This window comes from Pseudomonas fluorescens (assembly GCF_902497875.1).
Taxonomy (GTDB): Bacteria; Pseudomonadota; Gammaproteobacteria; order Pseudomonadales; family Pseudomonadaceae; genus Aquipseudomonas; species Aquipseudomonas fluorescens_BR.
Map to the genome: position 1 here is coordinate 1 of NZ_CABVHY010000010.1, position 17,398 is coordinate 17,398.

Sequence of the window (17,398 nt, forward strand, 5' to 3'; positions counted from 1 at the left end):
GTGTAGGAGCTGGCGAAGCCTGCGATCTTTTGATCCTGCCTTTGGGGCTTTGCACTGAAATCGTGAGGAGCCCAAAAAGATCGTCCGAACGCGGCCCGAACCTGCGGCAGCTCCTACGGGTGGCTCGTGGCCTTGCGGTGTGCGGCTTCAGCGCAAATCACACGGCGCCGTTCGTCGTCGGCCGAGCGCCACTCGCGGATGTCTTCGACATGGCGAAAGCACCCCAGGCAGACTTTCTGCTCATCCAGACGGCAGACGCTGGTGCACGGCGAAGGCACGACCGGACTGACGTTGCTGTATAGCGGCTTGGCCGCACGCACCGGAGCAGGCTGCGTCACGACCTCAGAGACCTTCGAAATCAAGTTCCACATCGGCCTGCTCAAGCACGATGCGCTCCAGCATTTCACCCAGCTGCTCTTCGCTCTTGTCGCACATCCAGCGTTCGCTCTCTTCGTCATAGTCAAAGTGGAAACCACCGGAACGGGCGGCCAGCCACAGCTGACGCAAGGGCTCCTGACGGCTGAAGATCACCTGGCTGCCGTTTTCGAACTTGACGGTGAGCACACCGGCCGAGCTCTCAAGATCCACATCCAGTTCACTCTCATCGAAAATATCCTCCAGCGTCTGTTGGGTGGCATCGACCAGATCGTGGAAGCGGGCTTCAGTCAAACTCATTGCGGGAACCTCAAAAAGTGTCTACTTACGCTCAAGCGCCGCAAGATACGGGCGCATCCGACCGAATGCAAAGGATACTGATCAAGCGCCCGGCACGGGCATAAATTATCCGCCGAGGCACGCCAAACCCCCGCCGGACGGCCAGCCGCCTACATAGGCAAGCTGTCGGGTGGCCGGTATACTCCGGCGCAATTAACGCATTTTCAAGGATTTCGCCATGAAGCGCCTGATCTCTTCTCTTGCTGCGCTCGTCGCGGTTGCCTGCCTTGTGTCGGCCTGTGGCCAAAAAGGCCCGCTGTACCTGCCGGATGATAAACAAGATCCTGCAGAGCAGGCCAAATCGTCGCAAAAACCGTCGACATCCAAATCGCACAAGCACGACGTTTACTAAGGGAACTCCATGGACGCTTTTAACTACCGTGACGGTGAGCTGTTCGCGGAAGGTGTTGCTCTGTCCGCCATCGCCGAACGCTTTGGCACACCGACCTACGTCTACTCCCGCGCGCATATCGAAGCCCAGTACCTGGCTTACGCCGATGCGCTGGCCGGCATGCCGCACCTGGTCTGCTTCGCAGTCAAGGCCAACTCCAACCTGGGTGTACTGAATGTCCTGGCGCGTTTGGGCGCTGGTTTCGACATCGTTTCCCGTGGCGAGCTGGAACGTGTTCTGGCGGCGGGCGGCCAGGCTGACAAGATTGTCTTCTCCGGCGTCGGCAAGACCCGTGACGACATGCGCCGCGCGCTGGAAGTCGGCGTGCACTGCTTCAACGTCGAGTCGACCGACGAGCTGGAGCGCCTGCAAGTGGTGGCCGCGGAGCTCGGCGTTCGTGCGCCGATCTCGCTGCGGGTCAACCCGGACGTCGATGCTGGCACGCACCCGTACATTTCCACCGGCTTGAAAGAGAACAAGTTCGGCATCGCCATCGCCGACGCCGAAGACGTGTACATCCGCGCCGCGCAATTGCCGAACCTGGAAGTGGTCGGCGTCGACTGCCACATCGGTTCGCAGCTGACCACCCTGGCGCCTTTCATCGATGCCCTCGACCGCCTGCTGGCCCTGGTCGATCGCCTCGGCGATTGCGGTATCTACCTGCGTCATATCGATCTTGGTGGTGGTCTCGGCGTGCGTTATCGCGATGAAGAGCCACCGCTGGCTGCGGACTACATCCAAGCCGTGCGCGAACGCCTGGATGGCCGCGATCTGGCGCTGGTGTTCGAGCCGGGCCGCTTTATTGTGGCCAACGCCGGGTTGCTGCTGACCCAGGTCGAATACCTCAAGCACACCGAACATAAAGACTTCGCCATCGTCGATGCGGCCATGAACGACTTGATCCGCCCGGCGCTGTACCAGGCCTGGATGGACGTTAGTGCTGTGCGCCCTCGCGATACCGCTGCCCGTGCCTACGACATCGTCGGGCCGATCTGCGAGACAGGCGATTTCCTTGCCAAGGATCGTCAGCTGGCGCTGGAAGAAGGCGACCTGCTCGCCGTGCATTCGGCCGGTGCCTATGGGTTTGTCATGAGCTCCAACTACAACACCCGCGGCCGTGCCGCCGAAGTGTTGGTGGACGGTGATCAAGCATTTGAAGTGCGTCGCCGCGAGACGGTAGCCGAGTTGTTTGCTGGCGAAAGCCTGCTGCCGGAGTAAAACCATGCTGCTGCGTTTTACCAAGATGCACGGCCTGGGCAACGACTTCATGGTCCTCGACCTGGTCAGCCAGCACGCGCACATCCTGCCCAAGCACGCCAAGCAATGGGGCGATCGGCACACCGGCGTCGGCTTCGATCAACTGCTGATCGTCGAAGCGCCGAGCAACCCGGACGTGGACTTCCGTTATCGGATCTTCAATGCCGACGGCTCCGAAGTGGAACAGTGCGGCAACGGCGCGCGTTGCTTTGCGCGCTTCGTGCTCGATAAACGCCTGACCGCAAAACGGCAGATCCGCGTCGAGACCAAAAGCGGCATCATTGAGCTGGATATCCGCAGTGACGGCCAGATCAGTGTCAATATGGGACCGCCGCGCCTGGTGCCGGCCGATATTCCCTTCCAGGCCGAGGCTCAGGCCAAGAGCTATTCACTCGTGGTAGACGGCCAGGCCGTCGAGCTGGCCGCGGTGTCCATGGGTAACCCGCACGCGGTGCTGCGCGTGGACGACATCAACAACGCGCCGGTGCATGAACTGGGGCCGAAAATCGAAAACCACCCGCGTTTCCCGGCCCGGGTCAACGTCGGTTTTCTCCAGGTCATCGACCGGCAGCGCGCGCAGTTGCGCGTCTGGGAACGCGGGGCCGGGGAAACCCAGGCCTGCGGGACCGGTGCCTGCGCCGCCGCAGTGGCCGCGATCAGCCAGGGGTGGATGGACTCGCCACTATTGATCGACCTGCCCGGCGGGCGCCTGTCCATTGAATGGGCCGGCCCTGGCGAACCGGTGATGATGACCGGCCCGGCAGCGCGCGTATACGAAGGACAGGTGCGTCTATGAGTGAGCTAAATCCATGACCGATCAGCCCCAGGTTCCAGCCCTGCAGCCCGACGAATCACCGTCCGAAAGCCTTGAGGCGGCGGCCATTGCCGCGTACCTGGAGGCTCATCCGGACTTCTTCGTCGAGCACGAAGAACTGCTCCCGGCCCTGCGCATCCCCCATCAGCGCGGCGACACCATCTCCCTGGTCGAGCGTCAGCTGAAACTGCTGCGTGAACGCAATATCGAGATGCGCCATCGCCTTTCGCAACTGATGGATGTCGCTCGCGACAATGACCGGCTGTTCGACAAGACCCGCCGGCTGGTGCTCGCGCTGATGGACGCCAGCAGCCTGGAAGACCTGGTGATCAGCGTCGAAGACAGCCTGCGCCAAGACTTTCAGGTGCCTTTTGTCAGCCTGATTCTGTTCAGCGACAGCGCCTTGCCAGTAGGCCGCTGGGTCACTGCTGCGCAAGCTCAGCAAGCCATCGGCGGCTTGCTGTCGGAAGGCAAAACCGTCAGCGGCAGTTTGCGCGAACACGAACTGGACTTCCTGTTCGGTGAAGAACAGCGCAAGGAAATCGGCTCGACGGCGGTCGTCGCCCTCAGCCATCAAGGCCTGCATGGTGTCCTGGCCATCGCCAGCCGCGATCCGCAGCACTACAAAAGCTCGGTGGGCACGTTGTTCCTCAGCTACATCGCCGAAGTCATGGGCCGCGTGCTGCCGCGCATCAACAACTCCCTACGCTCGGTGCGCTGACCATGGAACGACAACTGGATGCCTACTGCGCTCACCTGCGCAGTGAGCGCCAAGTGTCACCCCATACCCTGGAAGCCTACCGCCGCGACCTGAACAAGGTGCTGGCGTACTGCGAGAAACAGCAGGTTTCCAGCTGGTCCGCCCTCGACATCCAACGCTTGCGCAGCCTGATCGCCCGCCTGCATTCACAGGGCCAGTCCTCGCGCAGCCTGGCGCGCCTGCTCTCGGCGGTTCGTGGGCTCTACCACTACTTGAACCGCGAAGACCTCTGCGACCACGACCCGGCCAACGGCCTGGCACCGCCCAAGGGCGAACGCCGACTACCCAAGACCCTCGATACCGACCGAGCACTGCAACTGCTCGACGGCGCGGTCGAGGATGACTTCCTGGCCCATCGTGATCAGGCGATTCTGGAGCTGTTCTACTCCTCCGGCCTGCGCCTTTCGGAGCTGACCGGGCTCAATCTCGACCAGTTGGATCTGGCCGATGGCCTGGTTCAAGTACTTGGTAAAGGCAGCAAGACCCGGGTTCTGCCGGTCGGTCAGAAGGCCCGCGAAGCACTGCAACTGTGGTTGCCCCTGCGCGCCCTGACCAACCCGGCAGACGACGCGGTGTTTGTCAGCCAGCAAGGTCGACGCCTTGGCCCGCGGGCGATCCAGTTGCGGGTCAAGGCCGCCGGCGAGCGCGAGCTCGGGCAGAACCTGCATCCACACATGCTGCGGCACTCCTTCGCCAGCCACTTGCTGGAATCTTCCCAGGACTTGCGCGCCGTCCAGGAGTTGCTCGGCCACTCGGACATCAAGACCACGCAGATTTACACTCATCTGGATTTCCAGCATCTGGCGTCGGTCTACGACAGCGCCCATCCACGGGCCAAACGCAACAAAGGCGGTGAGTAATGACGATCAAACTGATCACTTTCGACCTCGACGACACCCTGTGGGACACCGCCCCGGTTATCGTCAGCGCCGAAGCTGTGCTGCGTCAGTGGCTGGCGGAACACGCATCGGACCTCGGTGGCGTGCCTGTCGAACACCTCTGGGCGATCCGTGAGCGCGTTCTGAGCAACGAGCCCGGCCTCAAGCACCGGATCAGCGCCCTGCGCCGCAAAGTGCTGTTCCACGCCCTGGAAGAAGCCGGCTACGCCCAACCGCACGCATCGGAGCTGGCCGAGCAGGCCTTTGAAGTGTTTCTGCAGGCGCGGCATCAGCTCGAAATCTTTCCGGAAGTGCAACCGACCCTGGAAGTGCTGGCACGGCACTACACCCTGGGAGTGGTCACCAATGGCAATGCCGATGTGCGCCGGCTGGGGTTGGCGGACTACTTCAAGTTTGCCCTGTGCGCGGAAGATATCGGGGTAGGCAAGCCGGATTCACGGCTGTTCCAGGAGGCCCTGCAGCGAGGAGGCGTCAGCGCTGAAGCCGCCGTGCATATCGGCGATCACCCGGGCGACGACATCGCCGGGGCTCAGCAGGCGGGGTTGCGAGCCATCTGGTTCAACCCTGGCAGCAAAGCCTGGGAAGCCGAAAAACAACCGGATGCCGAGATTCGCAGTTTGAGCGAGTTGCCGGAGCTGTTGGCGCGGTGGAACACAGCGCCTTAGTCGCCGCATAACCTGTGGCGAGGGGGCTTGCCCCCGCTCGGCTGCGAAGCAGTCGTAAATCGGTTGATGTGTTCTATCTGAAGAATCGCGGTGGCTGATTTTGGGACCGCTGCGCGCTCCAGCAGGGGCAAGCCCCCTCGCCACAGGTCTTGCATTCGCCCCCCTATTTCCTTTCACCCATGAAAAAGCCCGCAGCGACGGCGGGCTTTTCCAGCAAGCAAGTAGCAGGCGTTCAGATAGGCCGGCTGCCGTACTTGTTGTCAGGCTTCTTTGGTGGATCGGCCACCACGTTGGCCTCGACTTCCTGCACCTTGCCGCCTTTGGCAAGGAACTCTTCCATCGCGCGAGCCAAAGCATCACGCTCCTTGTTCTTGGCCTCGACACTCGGAAGCTCATCGACCGAGACAGCAGCCTTGGCCTTGCCTTTGGCGGTCGGAACAGGCGCATCGCCGCCATCGTCATCAGCGACGTCTTCGGCCGCTGCTTCAAGACCTTCTTCGGTGTCGTCTTCGTCACCTACTTCGAGGTCGTCGTTTTCCAGATCATCGTCGCTCATGTTCTACCTCATGACTTGCGAAAAGCAGATTAGTTATAGCCCAGCTTCGCCGACTGTCGAAGGCTGCCGGAGAAAAATCAACGTCCGCTGGTAACCAGCGGCTTATGCCCCATCACCGTGCAAGGTGACGAGGACTTTACGGGCACCGCCATGATCACGATGCTCGCCTAGATAAACACCTTGCCAGCTACCCAGCGCCAGTCGACCTGCCGTAACCGGCAAACTCAACTGACAGCCCAGCAAACTGGCCTTGAAGTGCGCCGGGAGATCGTCCGCGCCTTCGTCCTCGTGTTCATATCCGGCCAGACCTTGTGGGACCAGCCGATTGAAAAAGCGTTCGAAGTCGCGACGTACCGCCGGATCGGCGTTCTCGTTGATGGTCAACGACGCCGAGGTGTGCTGCAGCCATAAATGCAACAGACCGACCCGACATGCCTTCAGTTCAGGCAGGCCGGCGAGTAACTCGTCCGTTACCAGGTGAAAGCCCCGGGGCCTCGCCCGCAGGGTAATCAAAGTCTGTTGCCACATACAGTTCTCCGCACCTTCGGCGCGCATTCTAGCGCGCTCTGGGAAAAAACAAAGGGCCTAATATTCCTCCAACGCTGTAAGCCATTGGCCCGACAAAAATAGCTGCCGCGAACACCCTCGCAAGCACAAGAAAAAACCTTTCAGCTGCTCCCTTACTGACAAAAACCAGACAAAAAAATGCCCGGCAAGCCGGGCAATTTTTTTCTCGTGTATCTCGAGAACTTACAAGTTGTAGCCACGTTCGTTGTGTAGCGCCAGATCGATGCCCACTGCCTCTTCCTCTTCGGTGATCCGCAGGCCCATGACGGCATCCAGCACCTTGAGAATGATGAAGGTCACGATCGCGGTGTAGATCACCGTAAAACCGACGCCTTTGCACTGAATCCAGACTTGCGCCGCGATATCAGTCACGGTACCGAAACCGCCCAGCGATGGAGCGGCAAACACACCGGTGAGGATCGCGCCGAGGATACCGCCGATACCGTGCACGCCGAAGGCATCCAGGGAGTCGTCGTAGCCCAGCTTGCGCTTGAGAGTGGTTGCGCAGAAGAAGCAGACCACACCCGCGGACAGACCGATTACCAGAGCGCCCATCGGGCCGACGGTACCTGCTGCTGGAGTGATTGCCACCAGACCGGCTACAACACCCGAAGCGATACCCAGTGCACTTGGTTTGCCATGGGTGACCCACTCGGCGAACATCCAGCCCAGTGCAGCGGCGGCGGTAGCGATCTGGGTAACCAGCATGGCCATACCGGCAGTGCCGTTGGCCGCGGCGGCGGAACCGGCGTTAAAGCCGAACCAGCCAACCCACAGCATGGCGGCGCCCATCAGGGTGTAGCCCAGGTTGTGCGGAGCCATTGGGGTGGTCGGGAAGCCTTTGCGCTTGCCCAGTACCAGGCAGCAAATCAGCCCGGCCACACCGGCGTTGATATGCACCACGGTGCCGCCAGCGAAGTCCAGCACGCCCCAGTCCCACATCAGGCCGCCATTACCGGCCCAGACCATGTGCGCGATCGGTGCGTAGACCAGGGTGAACCAGATGCCCATGAAGATCAGCATGGCGGAGAACTTCATCCGCTCGGCGAAGGCTCCGACGATCAGCGCAGGCGTAATGATCGCGAACGTCATCTGGAAGGTGATGAACACCGCCTCAGGGAACAACGCCGCAGGCCCGGTCAGGCTCGAAGGGGTGACACCGGCGAGGAACGCCTTGCCCATGCCGCCGAAGAAGGAGTTGAAGTTGACGACGCCCTGCTCCATGCCGGTGGTGTCGAACGCGATGCTGTAGCCATAAATGACCCACAGGATGCTGATCAGACCGGTAATGGCGAAGCACTGCATCATCACGGAAAGAATGTTTTTCGAACGAACCATGCCGCCGTAGAACAGCGCAAGGCCGGGAATCGTCATGAACAGCACAAGCGCTGTCGAGGTTAGCATCCAGGCGGTATCGCCGGAGTTGAGGACTGGGGCTGCCACTTCGTCTGCCGCCATGACCAGGCCGGGCATTACGAGGGACAACAGGGCTCCTAGCCCTGCGAATTTACGCAGAGTCATATTGTTTTTCTCCTGGGGCGTTGGGTTTGGCGGCTTAGATTGCGTCGGTATCGGTTTCGCCGGTACGGATGCGAATAGCCTGTTCCAGATTGACCACGAAGATCTTGCCGTCACCAATCTTGCCGGTGTTGGCCGCCTTGGTTATCGCCTCGATAACCCGATCAAGATCCTTGTCGTCGATGGCGACATCAATCTTCACCTTGGGCAGGAAATCGACCACGTACTCCGCGCCGCGATACAGCTCGGTATGACCCTTCTGCCGCCCGAAGCCTTTGACCTCAGTAACGGTAATGCCCTGCACGCCGATCTCGGACAGCGACTCGCGTACGTCGTCCAGTTTGAACGGCTTGATGATGGCAGTGACTAGCTTCATGAAAACTCTCTCCCGAATTGGTGGACTTGCCCCAGGAAAACAAACCCGACTCAAGTCTAAGCGCAGTGCCTGGCTTTGTAACGCATCGTCGGCCTTGCTCGACCAGTCCGACGCCTGCTAACCACTGCTGACGAAACACTTCCCCGCTCCGCCTGCCGCACTGCATTCGTCACAGCGACTGCATCAGTGCATGGGTCATCAAGGACTAAGCAGAAAGCTTGCCATCTCCTGAAAACCCTCTGATATCAATACCTTGGTCGCTTGCGCATGCGTCTTCACGGTAATCGCACTACAGATACGCACAACAACGGTGCGCGACTGCCCGGCTGCATGCGCGAAAAGCGTGCAACCCCGCCTGCACCAATGACTATAGGCACTGCGTGATACACTGCCCGCATCTGTTACTCAGGACACCTGACTCCCATGCTCGCGCCCAAAGACCTCCTCGACGCCCTGAGCGGCCATGCTTCGCGCCTGTTCAGCGGCGACACCGCGCTGCCGCGCAAAGAAATCGAAAGCCAGTTCAAAGCCCTGCTGCAAAGCGGCTTCAGCAAACTTGATCTGGTGAGCAGAGAAGAATTCGACAGTCAAATGGTCGTACTGGCGCGCACCCGGGCCCGGCTGGAAAGCCTGGAAGCCAAGGTCGCCGAGCTTGAGGCGAAGCTGAGTCCGCCTGCTGAGTAATCCGCTTTTCAGCCCAGTGCCAGGTGATCGGCTACCCTTGCCATCACCCTCTACCAGACTCGGTGTGAAAACCTCGAGCCTGGAGCGGGGCATCCGCGGTCTCATTGCAACCTCCGGGCAGGCTCATTCATGGCGTCAACCTCCGTTGTGCAGCGGCTCTTCCTGGCTAACGCCACTGTTCTGCTGACTCATCAAATCGACGCGGCGTATTGGCATGAGTGGGAACTTTTTTCCATTCCGGGCGGCAATCAGGTCAACCTGCTGCTCAATATCCCCATCATTGCCTTGGTTCTGTATTCCCACAGCCGTGTGGTTGCCAATCTTTACACCGGCCTGGCCTTCTACAAACTGCTGGCCGCCTTGGGCTTCCTGACCCTAGGCATCCACGCCTTCTTCTTCCTGCAAGGAAGCGAGTCGTTTGCCCAACCGCTGTCCGTCGCACTGCTGATTGCCACAGGGATCCTTTCCGCATGGCAATTGCTGGCATTGCGTGGACTGGAAAGACCGATCGAGCATCAAGCTATCTGAAAGTGCCGCGCACCTGTGGGAGCGAGCTTGCCCGCGAAAACGATTAGACGCCAGGCCAGGTTTTGGCGGTGGCTCGATTGCCCTGCCACCGCCTCTACAAGCCCCTCACTGATACGTCTTGCAATGGTCTGTCCCGGCCTTTAAGCCGCTATCTCATTGCGCCTCAACTACCCTTCCAAAACCGCAGGACGCGGTTCTCGCACCCTCAAGGAATGAACTATGTCTCTGGCCATTGTCCACAGCCGCGCCCAAATTGGCGTGGAAGCGCCTGCCGTTACCGTCGAGGTTCATATGGCCAACGGTTTGCCATCCCTGACGCTGGTCGGCTTGCCAGAAACGGCCGTCAAGGAAAGCAAAGACCGGGTGCGCAGCGCGATTCTCAATTCAGGTCTCCAATATCCGGCTCGTCGCATCACCTTGAATCTCGCTCCGGCCGATCTGCCAAAGGACGGCGGGCGTTTTGATCTGGCGATTGCCCTGGGGATTCTCGCGGCCAGCGTGCAGGTTCCGACATTGACCCTGGACGATGTGGAGTGCCTTGGCGAGCTGGCGTTGTCTGGCGCCGTGCGCGCGGTGCGTGGAGTCCTGCCGGCGGCACTGGCTGCACGCAAAGCCGGACGAACACTCGTGGTACCCCGCGCCAATGCCGAAGAAGCTTGCCTGGCTTCAGGGTTAAAGGTGATCGCGGTCGATCATCTGCTGCAGGCGGTCGCGCACTTCAATGGCCACACGCCTATCGAACCTTTTGTTTCCAACGGCTTGCTGCTGGCGAACAAGCCTTATCCCGACTTGAATGAAGTCCAGGGTCAACTGGCCGCCAAACGAGCCTTGCTGATTGCGGCGGCGGGCGCTCACAACCTGCTGTTCAGCGGTCCGCCGGGTACGGGTAAAACGCTTCTGGCCAGTCGCTTGCCCGGTTTGCTTCCACCGTTGGACGAAAATGAAGCGTTGGAGGTCGCGGCAATTCAATCGGTCGCCAGTCATGTGCCCCTGAGTCACTGGCCACATAGACCGTTTCGCCAACCCCATCATTCGGCATCCGGCCCGGCGCTGGTAGGCGGCGGCTCGAAACCACAGCCAGGGGAAATCACCCTCGCCCACCATGGCGTGCTGTTTCTCGATGAATTGCCGGAGTTTGAACGCAAGGTGCTGGAGGTTTTAAGAGAGCCACTGGAGTCCGGCCATATCGTAATTTCCCGGGCCCGCGATCGAGTACGTTTCCCGGCGCGCTTCCAATTGGTTGCGGCGATGAACCCCTGCCCTTGCGGCTACCTCGGCGACCCCAACGGCCGTTGTCGTTGCACGCCAGAGCAGATCCAGCGCTACCGCAACAAACTCTCCGGCCCGCTGCTCGACCGCATCGACCTGCATCTGACCGTCGCCCGCGAAACCACTGCGCTCAACCCCACGCCCCTACCCGGGGATGACACCGCCAGCGCCGCCTTACTGGTCGCCAATGCTCGCGAGCGGCAGCAACAGCGTCAGGGGTGCGCCAATGCCTTCCTCGACCTGCCGGGCCTGCGCCAGCACTGCAAGTTATCCACAGCCGACGAGAGCTGGCTTGAGTCAGCTTGCGAGCGATTGACCCTGTCGTTGCGAGCCGCCCATCGGCTGCTCAAGGTGGCGCGCACATTAGCGGACCTTGAGCAGGTCGACGGGATCAGTCGGGAACATCTGGCTGAGGCGCTGCAGTATCGACCCACGAGTCAGTAAGTCGCGTGTGTAATCATTTTTTAAGAAAACCCTCATTTCTAATCGTTTTTCTCAACGAATAATCGATTTTCCAGGTTTTCCCCATTCTCACTCCTTGCTCAGATCCACCAACGGCGTCTGCCTTACTTCAGTCTCCCGCCCATCCTGAATCTCACTGACCCGTTTCAGCGCTTTATCCACCGCCGGCTTATCGGCCAACAGGCTATAGCTGATCTGGAACTGCTTCTGCTGTTTTGCAGCAATGCTTGGCACCAGATTCAGCGGCCGCTGATACCGTCGGTTGTAGGAGAAGCTGGTGCCTGGCTCCAGACCGGTGACGTAGCCCTGGCCTTGGGTGTCGGTGTTTTTCCACAGGGAGAACACTGGTAGTTGCTCGGTGTTGAAACCGACCGCTACGCCCAGGCTGCCCGCCTTGTTGTGCAGAACAGTGAGCGTGTCGCCCTTGGCATCGGCGTAGGGCACTACGTTGTAGACGGTTTCGTCGTAATCCTTGGTCGGGCCTCGGTAGGCTTGCCAGTCGGGCAGGTCTGCTTTGGCCTTGTCGTTGAATGGTGAGACTTGTTTTACCGGCGCGGCGAATCGTGCGCCCTGCTCGAGGAAGGGCGTGCTGAAGTTGCTGTGGTAGAGCGCCTGGTATTCCTTCGGATAGTCGCCGTTGTTGGTCAGGGTGTCGTTGAGTGCGAAGCGCACGCTGCCGGGTTCGGTCAGCAACTCGGTGACGACTGAAAAGTCGACTTTCTTGAAGGCTTGTTCTTTGAGTTCACCGCGCAGGCTGATGGCGTGGGGCGGTTTTTCGTCGATATGCAGGGTGACCTTGTTCGCCGGGATGTTTGCGGCGCGGCCATGCAGGGTCAGCAGTTCGCCGTTGTCCATGCCGGGGTGGCCGACCCATTCGTAGCCGCAGCGGGCGACCAGCTCGTTGAAGCCTTCCAGCCAGCCCAGTCCGCCACGGCCGTTGAGTTCGATGAACGCTGGATTGACCACTTCCTTGACCGGCGAATCCCAGCCCATGCGCACATCGCCCACCGACGCCTGGAGCACGTTCATTCCGCGAGTCGGCACCACCGACAGCTTCATTACGCCGTTGTCGATATCGACGATGCTGACGCCCTCCTGGCGACCGCCGTGCAGCGTACGCAGGGTCACGGAGAATGGCTGGGCGGTTTTTACCCCTAGCTGTTCGCTGGTGATCTGGAAGTGTTGTGCGGCTTTGTCGGTGTCGAGCAGTACGTAGTCCCACGCCATGGCGTGAGAGGTAGCCGTCAGTGCGCTGAGGGCAAGCATCAGTTTGAGCGGGGTCATGGGAAGGCCTTTCTTGGAGTTGTGCAATTTTTATAGCGCTGATGAAACGATTCAGCAAGCATAAAAATGCGCTAATCAGCGCCAAGATCGGCGGATCATCATTTTTAAGTAATGTAAGCACCTGTAGGAGCAGCCGGGCGGCGTTCCGTTTGCTGCAAGCTCGCTCCTACAGACGTTCTACGTCAGGCAATACCATCGCCTGGACTTCGCTCTGGAGAAAATCGCTGAGCCGGCGCAAACGTTCGCCGCCGGGGCGGGTTTTTGGCCAGACCAGGTAATAGTTCTCGCCACTGGCCACCGCTGTCGGCCACGGCAGGCTCAAGCGTCCTTGGGCAACGTCTTCGGCGACCATCAGCAGATCGCCCATGGACACCCCGTAACCACGGGCGGCGGCGATCATGCCCAGCTCCAGGGTATCGAAGACCTGCCCGCCCTTGAGCGACACCTGTGCGGACAGGCCCATGCGCTCCAGCCAGTTGCGCCAGTCACGACGGTCCGGTGTCGGGTGCAGCAATTCGGCGCTGGCCAGCCGTGCGGCGTCCCATGGCTGATCGCTCAGCAGGTTCGGCGCGCCGACCGGGATCAACAGTTCGGGAAACAGGTAGCTGGCCTCCCAATCCGGCGGAAAATGCCCGTTGCTGAGCAGCACCGCGCAGTCGAACGGTTCCTGGTTGAAGTCGACCGAATCGATATCCATCCAGGCGCTGGTCAGTTGTACTTCGTTTCCAGGCTGCAAATGCCGGAAACGGCTGAGGCGCGCCAGCAGCCAGCGCATGGTCAAGGTCGAAGGGGCCTTCATGCGCAGGATGTCATCTTCGGCGCGCAAGGTATTGCAGGCCCGTTCCAGTGCCGAGAAGCCTTCACGGATGCCGGGCAGTAGCAGGCGCGCGGCTTCGGTCAGTTGCAGGTTTCGACCGCTGCGCAGGAACAAACGGCAAGCGAAATGATCCTCCAGCGTACGAATGTGTCGGCTGACTGCGCTCTGGGTGATCGACAGTTCTTCCGCCGCGCGGGTGAACGAACTGTGTCGCGACGCTGCTTCAAAAGCGCGCAAGGCGTAAAGAGGAGGAAGACGACGAGACATTGGGAACGGTCCTATAGCGCAATGGCAAAACCCTACCAGAAATTCCATGGCATGAGTTTTAATCATGCAAGCGATCGTTTTTATCCCTTTGTGCGAACCGCTGCAAGCGCCGAGAATCAACCCTTCCAGTTCACTTTGAATAATTGAGTCTGATGATCATGCAGCATCCAGCACGTATCGAACTCTGGGCCATCCTGCGGCTGGCCGGGCCGCTGATCGCCTCGCAGTTGGCACACATGCTGATGGTGCTCACCGATACCTTGATGATGGCCAAACTCAGCCCGCAAGCCCTCGCCGGCGGCGGTTTGGGCGCGGCCAGCTATTCGTTCGTGTCGATCTTCTGCATTGGCGTGATTGCCGCGGTCGGCACCCTGGTTGCCATTCGCCAGGGCGCCGGCGACATCGAAGGTGCCGCCCGCCTGACCCAGGCCGGACTCTGGCTGGCCTGGCTGATGGCGCTGGTGGCCGGGTTGCTGCTGTGGAACCTCAAGCCGGTGCTGCTGCTGTTCGGCCAGACCGAAAGCAACGTCAACGCAGCCGGCCAGTTTCTGCTTATCCTGCCGTTCGCCCTGCCCGGCTACCTGAGTTTCATGGCCTTGCGCGGGTTCACCAGCGCCATTGGCCGCGCGACTCCAGTCATGGTCATCAGCATCGGCGGCACCGTGGCCAACTTCCTGCTCAACTATGCGTTGATCACCGGCATGTTCGGCCTGCCGAAGCTGGGGCTGATCGGGATCGGCCTGGTTACCGCGATCGTTGCCAACTGCATGGCCCTGGCGCTGGCCTGGCATATCCGCCGGCATCCGGCCTACGACGCTTATCCGCTGCGTCAGGGCCTGTCGCGGCCTAACCGCCAGTACCTGCGCGAGCTGTGGCGCCTCGGTCTGCCGATCGGTGGCACCTATGCGGTGGAGGTCGGCCTGTTTGCCTTCGCCGCGCTGTGCATGGGCACCATGGGCAGCACGCAACTGGGGGCACACCAGATCGCCCTGCAGATCGTCTCGGTGGCGTTCATGGTTCCGGCGGGTATTTCCTACGCGATCACCATGCGTATCGGTCAGCACTACGGTGCCGGACAGCTGCTCGATGCGCGCCTGGCCGGTCGGGTCGGAATTGCCTTTGGTGGCGCCGCGATGCTCGGTTTTGCCATGGTGTTCTGGCTGCTGCCGAACCAGCTGATCGGGCTGTTCCTCGATCACAACGACCCGGCCTTTCGCGAGGTGATCAATCTGGCGGTGAGCCTGCTGGCGGTGGCAGCGTGGTTTGAGTTGTTCGACGGCACGCAAACCATCGCCATGGGTGCGATCCGTGGGCTCAAGGATGCCAAGACCACCTTTCTGGTGGGGCTGGGCTGCTATTGGTTGATCGGCGCACCTGCCGCATGGCTGATGGCCTTTACCCTCGACTGGGGCCCGACGGGGGTCTGGTGGGGGCTGGCGCTGGGCCTAGCCTGCGCGGCGGTGAGCCTGACGCTGGCGTTTGAATGGCGGATGAAGCGGATGATCAAAAGCGAGCCACCAGGGCAGCAGCTGCAATTTCGGACGGCTCAGCCAGATTAGATCGGTGGTGAAGCTATAAAAGATCGCAGCCTGCGCCAGCTCCTACGCCGACCGCGTGGGAACCCACTCCTGCCACAGGCTGCGATCTTTATGCTTGGGTCACCGCGTGTTGGCTGGTGCCAAAGGTGAGGTATTCCACCAGCTCCGCCAACGGCAACGGCTTGCTGATCAGGTAACCCTGCACCTGATCGCAGCCAAACCCGCGCAATAGCGCCAGCTGTTCCGGCGTTTCGACGCCTTCAGCCACCACTTCAAGGTTGAGGTTGTGGGCCAGGTTGATCATCGCGTGCACCAGCTTGCGGTTCTCTTCGCGCAGTTCCATACCGCCGACAAAGCTTTTGTCGATCTTAAGCAACGCGATCGGCAGGCTATTGAGGTGGACGAACGAGGAGAAGCCGGTGCCGAAATCATCCAGCGAGAAACGCACGCCCAAACGACCCAGCGCGTCCATGGTCTGCTTGACCAGATCACTGCGGCGCATCACCGCGGTTTCCGTCAGTTCAAACTCCAGCCATTGCGCCTCGACGCCTCGCTCGGCAATCAGTCGACTCAAGGTCGAGAGCAACTGACTGTCCTGAAACTGGCGAAACGAGAGGTTGACCGCCATGTGCAACGGCGGCAGACCGCGCTCACGCAAAGCCTGCATATCGCGCAGGGCACGGGAAATCACCCAGTAACCGAGCGGCACGATCAAGCCACTCTGCTCGGCCATCGGCACGAACTCGCTCGGCGGCAACAGCCCGCGCTCGCCATGGCGCCAGCGCACCAACGCCTCGAGGCCGACAATCTGCCCGTCTTCCAGGTTCAGCCGCGGCTGGTAGTGAAGCTCCAGCTCGTCGCGACGCAAGGCTCGGCGCAGCTCGCTTTCCAGGTCCGCAAGGCTGCGGGCATTGCGATTGATGCGCTCATTGAAGATGTGGAAGGTGCAGCCCTGAGTGCTCTTGGCCTGTTGCATGGCGATATGCGCATGCCACATCAACGGATCGGCACCGGCCTGGGCGCGTGCGTGGGCGACACCCAGACTGCAGCCGATCAGCAAGCTCTCGCCATCGACCCAGTAAGGTTCGGACATGGCTTCGATAATCCGCTCAGCCATCCACTCGGCACGCTGCGGTGCCCGACGGGTGTCGATCAGCAAGGCAAACTCATCGCTGCCCAGGCGCGCCAGTTGATCGCCGGCCTCCAGTTGGCTTCTGAGCCGCGCGACCACTTGCAGGATCAGCCGGTCGCCGGCCTGGTGCCCGAGGGCATCGTTGGCATGACGGAAGTTGTCGAGGTCCAGGTGGCCCAAGGCCAAACCACGGCCGTCATTGTCGGCCAGACGGGCCGCCAGCAAGGTCTGAAAACCCTGGCGATTGGCGATGCCGGTCAGCGGATCCTGTTCGGCCAGGCGCTGCAAGGTGCTTTCCAACACCCCCCGCTCGCGAACGTGGCGCAGGCATCGGCGCAAGGTCGCGATATCCAGGACATCGCGGACCAACCAGTCGCTGACGCCGTCCGGCGCAACCAGCGGTTCGTGCTCGAGCAGCAATACCATGGGCAAACTGCAGCGACCCGGTGCGGGTTGCAGGGCTGGAATCGTCAATAACACCGCGCTGCGGTCGTCATCGAACAAATGACTCACCGACTCCCAGGTCGGCGCACTGATCAGCACAGCCGAGCTCCCCATTGGAGCCAGACACTCGCGCAACAACGCTGCCCACGCCGGCTCTTCGGCCAGCAGCAGCAAACGCAAGGGTTCGACAGGCGTAGACAAGCTAGCTCCCTAGACTCTGCAATAGATGTTGGCGGCGGGCATTATGCCGCGCGGATAAACAATGACAAATGATATTGATTAGCAAACACGTTGATGTACCGCTAAAACCCGGAACATTAGACGCAAATTCAGCGCGCATCCTGCGGGAAAGTAGCAAAACCGGCAAATTTAGATCGAGTGCTACGTCACAAGTCGCACAGAGGCAGCAGAATCTTTCCAGCCTGTTAAAATGCCCGCCCATTTCGCAAGCGACAC

Annotated in this window: 19 protein-coding genes; 10 read left to right on the plus strand and 9 right to left on the minus strand. The window is 60.7% G+C overall.

Annotated elements, in window-relative coordinates:
• Positions 1 to 113: 113 nt before the first annotated feature.
• A complete protein-coding gene (locus tag F8N85_RS11505; protein WP_150803744.1) occupies positions 114 to 338 on the minus strand; it encodes a DUF1289 domain-containing protein in 225 nt (74 codons plus the stop codon).
• Positions 339 to 342: 4 nt separating this feature from the next.
• A complete protein-coding gene (cyaY, locus tag F8N85_RS11510) occupies positions 343 to 675 on the minus strand; it encodes an iron donor protein CyaY (RefSeq protein WP_150803745.1) in 333 nt (110 codons plus the stop codon).
• A 217-nt stretch (positions 676 to 892) separates the two neighbouring features.
• Between cyaY and lptM the strand changes: the two genes are divergently transcribed.
• The 6 genes from lptM to F8N85_RS11540 are packed head-to-tail and all read left to right on the plus strand — an operon-like array spanning position 893 to position 5,500.
• On the plus strand, positions 893 to 1,066 hold the full coding sequence (lptM, locus tag F8N85_RS11515; protein ID WP_150803746.1) for an LPS translocon maturation chaperone LptM: 174 nt from the start codon (positions 893 to 895) through the stop codon (positions 1,064 to 1,066).
• Positions 1,067 to 1,075: 9 nt separating this feature from the next.
• On the plus strand, positions 1,076 to 2,323 hold the full coding sequence (gene lysA, locus F8N85_RS11520) for a diaminopimelate decarboxylase (RefSeq protein ID WP_150803747.1): 1,248 nt from the start codon (positions 1,076 to 1,078) through the stop codon (positions 2,321 to 2,323).
• A 4-nt stretch (positions 2,324 to 2,327) separates the two neighbouring features.
• A complete protein-coding gene (dapF, locus tag F8N85_RS11525; protein ID WP_150803748.1) occupies positions 2,328 to 3,158 on the plus strand; it encodes a diaminopimelate epimerase in 831 nt (276 codons plus the stop codon).
• Between the two features lie 13 nt (positions 3,159 to 3,171).
• The gene (locus tag F8N85_RS11530; RefSeq protein ID WP_150803749.1) at positions 3,172 to 3,897 is read left to right on the plus strand and encodes a DUF484 family protein; all 726 of its coding nucleotides are present in this window, start codon (positions 3,172 to 3,174) and stop codon (positions 3,895 to 3,897) included.
• A gap of 2 nt (positions 3,898 to 3,899) precedes the next feature.
• Positions 3,900 to 4,796 carry a tyrosine recombinase XerC gene (gene xerC / locus F8N85_RS11535; protein ID WP_150803750.1) on the plus strand — a complete coding sequence of 299 codons (897 nt, stop codon included), beginning with the start codon at positions 3,900 to 3,902 and terminating at the stop codon, positions 4,794 to 4,796.
• Positions 4,796 to 5,500, plus strand: coding sequence for an HAD family hydrolase (locus F8N85_RS11540; RefSeq protein ID WP_150803751.1), 705 nt, complete (start codon positions 4,796 to 4,798; stop codon positions 5,498 to 5,500). Before xerC ends, F8N85_RS11540 begins: the two co-directional genes overlap by 1 nt.
• Before the next feature lie 232 nt (positions 5,501 to 5,732).
• Here the strand turns inward: F8N85_RS11540 and sutA are convergent, their stop codons facing one another.
• The 4 genes from sutA to glnK form a co-directional block, all read right to left on the minus strand.
• Positions 5,733 to 6,056, minus strand: a complete 324-nt coding sequence (gene sutA, locus F8N85_RS11545; protein WP_150803752.1) for a transcriptional regulator SutA — start codon at positions 6,054 to 6,056, stop codon at positions 5,733 to 5,735.
• 102 nt (positions 6,057 to 6,158) lie between these two features.
• On the minus strand, positions 6,159 to 6,584 hold the full coding sequence (locus F8N85_RS11550) for a secondary thiamine-phosphate synthase enzyme YjbQ (RefSeq protein WP_150803753.1): 426 nt from the start codon (positions 6,582 to 6,584) through the stop codon (positions 6,159 to 6,161).
• Positions 6,585 to 6,806: 222 nt separating this feature from the next.
• The gene (locus tag F8N85_RS11555; protein WP_150803754.1) at positions 6,807 to 8,144 is read right to left on the minus strand and encodes an ammonium transporter; all 1,338 of its coding nucleotides are present in this window, start codon (positions 8,142 to 8,144) and stop codon (positions 6,807 to 6,809) included.
• Positions 8,145 to 8,178: 34 nt separating this feature from the next.
• A complete protein-coding gene (gene glnK, locus F8N85_RS11560) occupies positions 8,179 to 8,517 on the minus strand; it encodes a P-II family nitrogen regulator (protein ID WP_002555808.1) in 339 nt (112 codons plus the stop codon).
• A 423-nt stretch (positions 8,518 to 8,940) separates the two neighbouring features.
• Here glnK and F8N85_RS11565 point away from each other — a divergent pair, with 423 nt between their 5' ends.
• From F8N85_RS11565 to F8N85_RS11575, 3 genes are all read left to right on the plus strand, one after another.
• The gene (locus F8N85_RS11565) at positions 8,941 to 9,201 is read left to right on the plus strand and encodes an accessory factor UbiK family protein (RefSeq protein ID WP_150803755.1); all 261 of its coding nucleotides are present in this window, start codon (positions 8,941 to 8,943) and stop codon (positions 9,199 to 9,201) included.
• Positions 9,202 to 9,330: 129 nt separating this feature from the next.
• The gene (locus tag F8N85_RS11570) at positions 9,331 to 9,729 is read left to right on the plus strand and encodes a DUF6713 family protein (RefSeq protein WP_150803756.1); all 399 of its coding nucleotides are present in this window, start codon (positions 9,331 to 9,333) and stop codon (positions 9,727 to 9,729) included.
• Positions 9,730 to 9,948: 219 nt separating this feature from the next.
• The gene (locus tag F8N85_RS11575; protein WP_150803757.1) at positions 9,949 to 11,442 is read left to right on the plus strand and encodes a YifB family Mg chelatase-like AAA ATPase; all 1,494 of its coding nucleotides are present in this window, start codon (positions 9,949 to 9,951) and stop codon (positions 11,440 to 11,442) included.
• Positions 11,443 to 11,529: 87 nt separating this feature from the next.
• On the opposite strand, the gene F8N85_RS11580 is transcribed toward F8N85_RS11575, so the two are convergent.
• Both F8N85_RS11580 and F8N85_RS11585 read right to left on the minus strand, forming a co-directional pair.
• Positions 11,530 to 12,744: an aldose 1-epimerase family protein gene (locus F8N85_RS11580; RefSeq protein ID WP_150803758.1), complete on the minus strand. Its 1,215-nt coding sequence runs from the start codon at positions 12,742 to 12,744 to the stop codon at positions 11,530 to 11,532.
• A gap of 166 nt (positions 12,745 to 12,910) precedes the next feature.
• Positions 12,911 to 13,828 carry a LysR substrate-binding domain-containing protein gene (locus F8N85_RS11585; protein ID WP_150803759.1) on the minus strand — a complete coding sequence of 306 codons (918 nt, stop codon included), beginning with the start codon at positions 13,826 to 13,828 and terminating at the stop codon, positions 12,911 to 12,913.
• 158 nt (positions 13,829 to 13,986) lie between these two features.
• On the opposite strand from F8N85_RS11585, the gene F8N85_RS11590 reads away from it, so the two are divergent.
• Positions 13,987 to 15,387 carry a NorM family multidrug efflux MATE transporter gene (locus tag F8N85_RS11590; protein ID WP_191636163.1) on the plus strand — a complete coding sequence of 467 codons (1,401 nt, stop codon included), beginning with the start codon at positions 13,987 to 13,989 and terminating at the stop codon, positions 15,385 to 15,387.
• Positions 15,388 to 15,475: 88 nt separating this feature from the next.
• On the opposite strand, the gene F8N85_RS11595 is transcribed toward F8N85_RS11590, so the two are convergent.
• A complete protein-coding gene (locus F8N85_RS11595) occupies positions 15,476 to 17,143 on the minus strand; it encodes a putative bifunctional diguanylate cyclase/phosphodiesterase (protein WP_150803761.1) in 1,668 nt (555 codons plus the stop codon).
• Between the last annotated feature and the right edge of the window lie 255 nt (positions 17,144 to 17,398).